The sequence below is a fragment of the Acinetobacter sp. Lyrl_1 genome, from assembly GCF_051948795.1.
Classification (GTDB): domain Bacteria; phylum Pseudomonadota; class Gammaproteobacteria; order Pseudomonadales; family Moraxellaceae; genus Acinetobacter; species Acinetobacter towneri.
Genome location: NZ_JAYJLK010000034.1, coordinates 21,451 through 28,948, shown reverse-complemented (window position 1 = coordinate 28,948; position 7,498 = coordinate 21,451). Strand labels below are relative to the sequence as shown.

The following is a 7,498-nucleotide window of genomic DNA, read 5'->3' as shown; positions in this document are numbered from 1 at the left end:
TAATGATTGTAAAATTATGTAATTAAAATGTGTCATATTATTAATGCATTGACCAATTAAAAAAATTTTGCGTCTCTCTTTAAATATGAAACTGGGTTGTTTTTATGAATTTAATAGAAACAGTTTTTGACTTTAAAGCGCTTTCAATGCAGCAGCAATCGTATTTTTTTGAAAAAATTTATCAATTCGATCAAAAAATCTTTCCAAATTCGAGTTTAGAAGAATTTAAAGCCTTTGTTTATGACCCCGATGCAATCGCAGTCACGGTTATTCAATATCATGATCGAGATCAAGTGGTTGGGCAAAATGTTATTCCTTTTATTTTGATTCATTATAATGAACAGCCTATGCATGTGGTCAATTCACGAGCGGGTTTTTTGTCTGAATATCAAAAACAAAATTTGACGATTCCAAGTGCAGTCAAAGCCATGTTGAATCGACGCTTAAAAAATCCATTTATTCCATTGTGGTTTGTGATTAGCATTAATCAACCGAAGATTTATTCTTTGTTTGCTTCGCGTTCTAAAAGTTTTTTCCCAAGAGTCGGGAAAACTATGCCTAAGGAATATCATGAAGTTTTGCAGCTTATGGCGGCACGGTATCCTGAAATTCAAAAGCGCGGTGAAGGCGTATATGTGCATGAAACTCATTCTCCAGCACGAAGTTTTGAGCAACTGATGCATTTGAGAATTCCGCAAGATGTACATTCCAATTTCTTTTTGCAGCACGCGCCTGATTATTTTGATGGTTGGGGCATTATGTGTATTTGTAAATTAGACGGGCTTTGTTGCATAAATATGTAAGCATCTGATTTAAATAAATTTAATTTTGGATCAAAAAATAATCAAAACCTTTAAAATCATATAGTTATGAAATCTTTGTGCAACAAAGCCAATTAGACGGTAAAACTTTATCTGAAACGGCACTCAATTTAGCACTAAACAGAAAAGTGGATTAGGTGCTTATCACATCGAAAAACTGTAATCCTCTGTACGTATCCTGTTGACTCTATACTGCAGTAGATGATGAATTTGGGCAGTGATGGGGTGTAACCATCATCTTCACCAAAGTTTTATTGAGTGAAATAATGATCTTGATGTTTGCAGTTGCGACAAAATAAGGACACATAATTTTCTGCGTCATAATCGACAGTCAGTTCATCCGATCCGCAGTGCATACAGCGTTTAAGTGAATAAAATTTAAGTCGTGCTTCAATTTTTCGCCAAGAACGCCACACAGGTTGAAAGAAAATCCTTTCGTCATAACCCAAAAAGCGGAAGAATAAAATTTCGCTCATATAGCTGAAAGGCAAATTAGGCGGGCGTGGCAGGGTAGAGGTCTCCCATTTTTCAGCCACTGACCGTTCTCGGTATTGCTGCACAGTCTTTTTCAGTAAATTGGTATTAATAAAGTTTTCATTACGCGGTTTGAGTGCTTTTTGTTGGTATAAAAATTCCAAAGCAGTTTGCACCAAGTAATAAATTTGCCCAACCGCCAAGACATCTAAAAGTCGGTAGCAAAAGCTCTGAAAACTATGGTTGCCCGCAATTTGTATTCCCCAAGTCCGACAATAAAATTGCATAAACTGCACAATCTCTTGATACAGCAATAAATACAGCGCATCTTTGACTTCATCTGCTGTTTTGAACGGTGTGCCCATACTCAGATTTTCATAAAACCAATAACGTAATTGTTGTGCAATGCTGAATAAGCTTGGTTCAGAATAACCATCTAAACGGACATTGATATAATATTGCTGCGCATTTTCGGCAAAATCTTTGGCAATTAATATTTGCTCTTTTAGCAAATGTTTGATCATGCCGTGCTGGAAAAAATAGTTGGGGGTAATATTTAAATACTTGATTTTTCCCCAATCTATAAATTCTTCATGTGGAATATGTTCCTGTGCATGCTGATCTAAAATACTCAATAAAAATAATTTATCTATAAAACGCAGCTGATTTAATTCGCGTTCAGGTGCATCCTGTTTTTTGAATTTTTGTTGTTCTTGCAAGCGGGTTTCCGCCATGATTTTTTTGCGTTGTTGGGTACAGCTTGCGCAATGACAGTTTTGTTGTTGGCTATTTTGAAAGATGCGATGTTCACAATGACTACATTGGTGAAAATTTAATTCCTGCTCATATTGTTCTGCTTCTACCCAATACATAGATGCCTGACACAAAGGGCATAATGTGCTTTCATCTAATTGTTTTTGCAGAATTTGTAGCATTGTGAAATAGAAGCTCAAGTAAATCGTGATATGTCATTATACATGGCTTGTGTACTGAAAGGTGGAAGCTTCTGTGCTTTTGATCATCATCAAAATTAGCCTGTGTTGGTCGTATCTGAAGTGAAGTTGCATATCAAAATATTAAATTTACGCGTAATAGCAATACAGGTATTGATTTAAACAGTCTGCTTTTATGTTACTTGTACAGGATTAATCCAGATAGGATTGAAAAGCTTGGGTTGAGCGCCCATATAAATCAGCATTGTTGAACAAGACTGAAATAGATTGTGCGCAGACAGATGTTGAAAGTTGTCGTATGATCATTGCAACTTTACAAAAACAAGCGCATCGCCACAAAGAATGAGGACAAGATGAATATTGCAGCAAATCCTATGGTTGAAGCCAGCCAAACTATCTATTTAAAAGACTATCAAAAACCTTCATTCTTGGTAGATGCTGTAGAGCTAGATATTCAAGTCTATGCAGATTACACCCAAGTGGGTGCAACATTGAAAATGCAGCGTCAGACTGCAGGCGATTTGGTGTTATTGGGCCGTGATTTAGAATTGAAATCTATTATTTTGAATGGCACGGAATTATCGGAAAGTGACTATCAATTAGATAGTGAGCAGCTTCGCATTGCAAATGCACCTGATCAAGTCACGTTAGAAACCATCGTGATCATTCATCCTGAAAGCAATACGCAACTTGAAGGCTTATATCAGGCAAGTTCTGATTTATTTGTTACCCAAAACGAGCCTGAAGGTTTCCGTAAAATTACCTTCTATCCTGACCGCCCAGACGTATTGTCGGTATTTACCACACGTGTTGAAGCCGATAAAAAATATCCTGTGTTATTGGCAAATGGCAACTTGTTAGAAACAGGTGAAGCAGGCGAAGGTCGTCATTATGCGATTTGGCAAGACCCGACCAAAAAGCCAAGCTATTTATTTGCTTGTGTGATTGGCGATTTGGCAGTCATGAAAGACCATTATGTGACATCTGAAGGGCGTAATGTTGCACTGGAAATTTATGCAGAAGAAAAAGACATTCCAAAATGCAAAATTGCTATGCAAGCGTTAAAACATTCGATGCGTTGGGATGAAGAACACTATGGTCTGCCGTATGATTTAGATAATTATATGATTGTGGCGACCAGTGCCTTCAATATGGGCGCAATGGAAAATAAAGGTCTGAATATTTTCAATACGTCATGTGTATTGGCCGATGAAGAATACACCACAGATGCCGCAATTATGCGCGTACAGTCCGTGATTGCGCATGAATATTTTCATAACTGGACAGGTAACCGTATTACTTGCCGCGATTGGTTCCAGTTGTGTTTAAAAGAAGGTTTAACGGTGTTCCGTGACCAATCTTTCTCTGAAGATTTACAGTCTGCCGCAGTACAGCGTATTGATGATGTGGCGGTGCTCAAAGCACATCAATTCCCCGAAGATTCTGGCCCGTTATCGCACCCGCCACGTCCAGATCATTTTGTAGAAATTAATAACTTCTATACCGCAACAGTCTATGAAAAAGGTGCGGAAATTAACCGCATGATGTCGACTTTACTCGGTAAAGAAAAATTCCGTAAAGGTAGTGATGAATATTTCCGTCGTCATGATGGACAAGCAGTCACGGTTGAAGATTGGGTCAATGCTTTAAGCGCAGGTTCAGGTGTCGATTTATCTAATTTCCTGACTTGGTACAATCAACCAGGCACACCAAAGCTTGAAGTGCAGGGCGAATACGATGCGGCTGCGCAGGTTTATCGTTTAAATTTAAAACAAAGTCTGAAAACCAATGCCAAATATCCAAACTTAAAAGCATTGCCTATTCCTGTTGCATTGGCATTGTTCAATGCAGAAACAGGCGAGCAATATATTTTGCAGTCTGAAGCTTTGGTTGAAAACTCAGTAAAAGATGGTGTGTATTTGTTTGATCAGGCACAAGCAAGTATTGAATTTAGCGGTATAACTGCGCATCCCGTTGTTTCTTTATTGCGTAATTTTTCTGCACCTGTGAATTTAGAATTTAACTATTCTAATGATGAATTGGCATTTTTAATGCAGCACGAAACCAATGGCTTTAACCAGTGGCAGGCGACTCAGACTCTATTGGAACGTATTTTATTGGAAGAACATGCAGCAGATACTTATTTGCAAGCCATGAAAAATACAGTACCTGCTTTAATTGAAAAAGATCCTTTGTTGGCATCACGTATTTTTGATGTACCTTCTGAAGGCTATTTGGGCAGCCGTATTGATCAAAATTATCAACCTGAAAAAATTCAGCAACAACGCAATGCGCTGTTAGATACATTGGCGCGCGAACTTGGTGCATTCTGCAAAGAAACCTATTTAAGCCTTGATCCAGACATGCAGCAAGATTTCTCTCAGGCAATGGGTGTACGTGCTTTAAAGAATATCATGTTGGCGTTAATGGCACGTCAGGGCGATGCCGAAGCGTTTGAGCTGGCAAAGCAGCAATACCAAACAACTCGAAATATGTCTGAGCGTTTAGGGGCATTGCGTGTCTTGGTGTGGAATGATGCACCGCAAGCCAAAGCTGCTTTGGAAGATTTTTATACACGTTTTAAAGATGAAGCTTTAGCACTTGATCAATGGTTTATGGTTCAAGCTTCACATCCAAAAGCGACAGCTGAAACCATTCAGGCTTTAACTGCACATCCTGATTATGATTTGGGTACACCTAACCGTATTCGTTCAGTCAGTGGTGGTTTAAATAGCAACCCTGTGAATACATGGAGTTTTGGTGTTCAGCATTTTATTGACTTAGCCAAGTATTTAGATGAGAAAAACCCAATTGTAGGTTCGCGTTTATTGCAGGTGTTGTCGCGTTGGTACACTTTGGCAGAGCCACAACGTAACCAAGTGCAAGCAGCGTTGCTAAATTTGCAGTCTGTGGTGAAATCTAAAAACGTGGTTGAAACCCTAAATAGTATGTTAGAGGTTTAAGTTAAAAAACTAAAAGCCATTTCATCAATTCGTTGAAATGGCTTTTTTGTGGCTGGAATACATTAAAAATAATCTAGCTTAGTCACAGCGAATTTGATATTCATTTTTATAGTTGGTGTAAGTTTCATTTAATTCAGCAAGTAATTTTTCTCGTTATATTGCCGATCTTCAGGTTTAGAATTTTTAAGTACAATTGGCATATATTCATGTTTGTAAATCTGCGTATATTCTTCACAAATAATATGTTTGCGCTCATCTGCAGAATAGTTATCTAAATCGCGAAGCAAGATTTCATTCATTTTGGTATTGATGAGATCGAGTTCATCAAACATGCTTGGGGCTTGATCTGACGGTTGGGATGGGGAACAGCCGAAAGTGATAAAGCTACATATCAGAACGTAAACCCACTGCTTCACATTGACCCCAATGATAAAAAATCAAATTTATATTATAGCCTTAAAAGCGTAAAATTTAAGTGAATAGTCAGTTTTATTGGCAGTGAAATCAATTGAATGACAGTGTGTCGATTTTGTGTATTTAGACAATATGGCTGACTTGGGAAATGCAGTTTTATGTGTTAGTTTTGATGAAAATGAATGTTTTTCTGCGCTGAATTTCTGCAGATGAGTATCTAAAAAATCACGAAAAATTGAGGCATGAAATGGCTAAACATTATGACTATTTGGTAATTGGGGCAGGAAGTGGTGGTATTGCTTCGGCCAATCGCGCGGCGCAATATGGTAAAAAATGTGCATTAATTGAAGTTGCAGATTTGGGCGGGACTTGTGTCAATGTGGGGTGTGTGCCTAAAAAAGTGATGTGGTATTCTGCGCAAATCGCCGATGCTATTCAAAAATACGGCCCAGATTATGGTTTTAATACTGAATTAAAATCGCATGATTGGAATACGTTAATTCAAAATCGTCAAGCTTATATTCAGCGTATCCATGCATCGTATCAATCAGGTTTAGCTAAAAACAATGTTGATGTGATTCAGGGCTTTGCTCGTTTTGTAAATGAAAAAACAGTTGAAGTAAATCAGCAGCAATACACTGCAGATCACATTTTAATAGCCACAGGAACTGAGCCAACACGTCCAGATATTGAAGGGGCAGAGCTAGGAATTGATTCAAACGGTTTCTTTGAATTGCAACAATTACCAAAACGCACGGCAATTGTCGGTTCGGGTTATATTGCCGTAGAGTTAGCAGGTGTTTTAAATGGGTTGGGTTCAGAAGTTGGATTGTTTATTCGTAAACAATTGCCGCTGCGTAGTTTAGATCAATTTTTAGGTGAAACATTACTTGAATGTATGCGTGATGAACATATCCAAGTGCATACGCAAGCCATTCCAAAGAAAGTCACTCGCCAAGCGGATCAGTCTTTGTTATTACATCTTGAAGATGGTTCACAGCATGAGGTCGATTGTCTGATTTGGGCAGTTGGACGTAAACCAAATACACAAGCATTGAACTTGGCTGCTGCAAATGTGCAGATTGATGAAAAAGGATATATCGCAGTAGATCAATTCCAAAATACCAGCCAAGCAGGTATTTATGCGGTGGGCGATATTATTGGAAAAATTGAGCTGACACCCGTTGCTGTTGCCGCAGGACGTAAATTGTCTGAACGTTTATTCAATCACAAACCAAATGAATATTTAGATTATCAAAATGTTGCCACGGTGGTCTTTAGTCATCCGCCTATTGGTACGGTGGGTTTAAGTGAAGCGCAAGCCATTGAACAGTTTGGGCAAGATCAGGTCAAAGTCTATCAATCTTCTTTTACCTCAATGTACACGGCTGTAACTCAGCATCGTCAAGTGTCTAAAATGAAATTGGTCTGCGTTGGTGATGAACAGAAAGTCGTGGGCGTGCATGGTATTGGCTATGGCATGGATGAAATTTTGCAAGGTTTTGCAGTCGCGGTCAAAATGGGCGCGACCAAGCAAGATTTTGACAATACTGTCGCAATTCATCCAACTGCTGCAGAAGAATTTGTGACTATGCGCTAATGGAGTAGCGTAGTCGCACACAAAGAGTATGGGTTAAAAAAATCCATACTCTTTTTTATTTTTGAAATTTGTAGATAAAAAATCAGAAGATAAACGTCAGAAAGATAAAGTTTGTTATCGTTATTTAGTTAGCCTAATAAGAAACCCACCGAAGTGGGCTTGTGCGATCAAACACCATCCATTGTGTCTGGGGTAGATTATCTCACGAAAATGATTAAGGTTTGATTAAGAAATTTTTGTTTTATTAAGTTTATCTTTACAACTTTGTAGTCC

The 7,498-nt window shown here is 38.3% G+C and carries 5 protein-coding genes; 3 read left to right on the top strand and 2 right to left on the bottom strand.

Translation table 11 applies throughout. The annotated features are described in order from the left end of the window. The first annotated feature begins 104 nt into the window (after positions 1-104). On the top strand, positions 105-803 hold the full coding sequence (locus tag VF675_RS10645; RefSeq protein WP_440205208.1) for a hypothetical protein: 699 nt from the start codon (positions 105-107) through the stop codon (positions 801-803). Between the two features lie 269 nt (positions 804-1,072). Here the strand turns inward: VF675_RS10645 and VF675_RS10640 are convergent, their stop codons facing one another. Beyond that, on the bottom strand, positions 1,073-2,230 hold the full coding sequence (locus VF675_RS10640; protein ID WP_440205207.1) for a hypothetical protein: 1,158 nt from the start codon (positions 2,228-2,230) through the stop codon (positions 1,073-1,075). A gap of 371 nt (positions 2,231-2,601) precedes the next feature. On the opposite strand from VF675_RS10640, the gene pepN reads away from it, so the two are divergent. Beyond that, positions 2,602-5,211, top strand: a complete 2,610-nt coding sequence (gene pepN, locus VF675_RS10635) for an aminopeptidase N (RefSeq protein WP_440205206.1) — start codon at positions 2,602-2,604, stop codon at positions 5,209-5,211. Positions 5,212-5,339: 128 nt separating this feature from the next. Here pepN and VF675_RS10630 read toward each other — a convergent pair whose 3' ends face one another. Next, a complete protein-coding gene (locus VF675_RS10630; protein WP_440205205.1) occupies positions 5,340-5,627 on the bottom strand; it encodes a hypothetical protein in 288 nt (95 codons plus the stop codon). 245 nt (positions 5,628-5,872) lie between these two features. Here VF675_RS10630 and gorA point away from each other — a divergent pair, with 245 nt between their 5' ends. Beyond that, positions 5,873-7,225 (top strand): glutathione-disulfide reductase, encoded by a 1,353-nt coding sequence (gene gorA, locus VF675_RS10625; RefSeq protein WP_096900890.1) that lies wholly within the window; start codon positions 5,873-5,875, stop codon positions 7,223-7,225. Positions 7,226-7,498 lie beyond the last annotated feature (273 nt).

What these genes read in the sequence shown, in the direction of transcription:
- pepN (WP_440205206.1), top strand. Translation starts at nt 2,602, where the DNA reads ATGAATATTGCAGCAAATCCTATGGTTGAAGCCAGCCAAACTATCTAT.
- VF675_RS10640 (WP_440205207.1), bottom strand. Translation starts at nt 2,230, where the DNA reads ATGCTACAAATTCTGCAAAAACAATTAGATGAAAGCACATTATGCCCT.
- gorA (WP_096900890.1), top strand. Translation starts at nt 5,873, where the DNA reads ATGGCTAAACATTATGACTATTTGGTAATTGGGGCAGGAAGTGGTGGT.
- VF675_RS10645 (WP_440205208.1), top strand. Translation starts at nt 105, where the DNA reads ATGAATTTAATAGAAACAGTTTTTGACTTTAAAGCGCTTTCAATGCAG.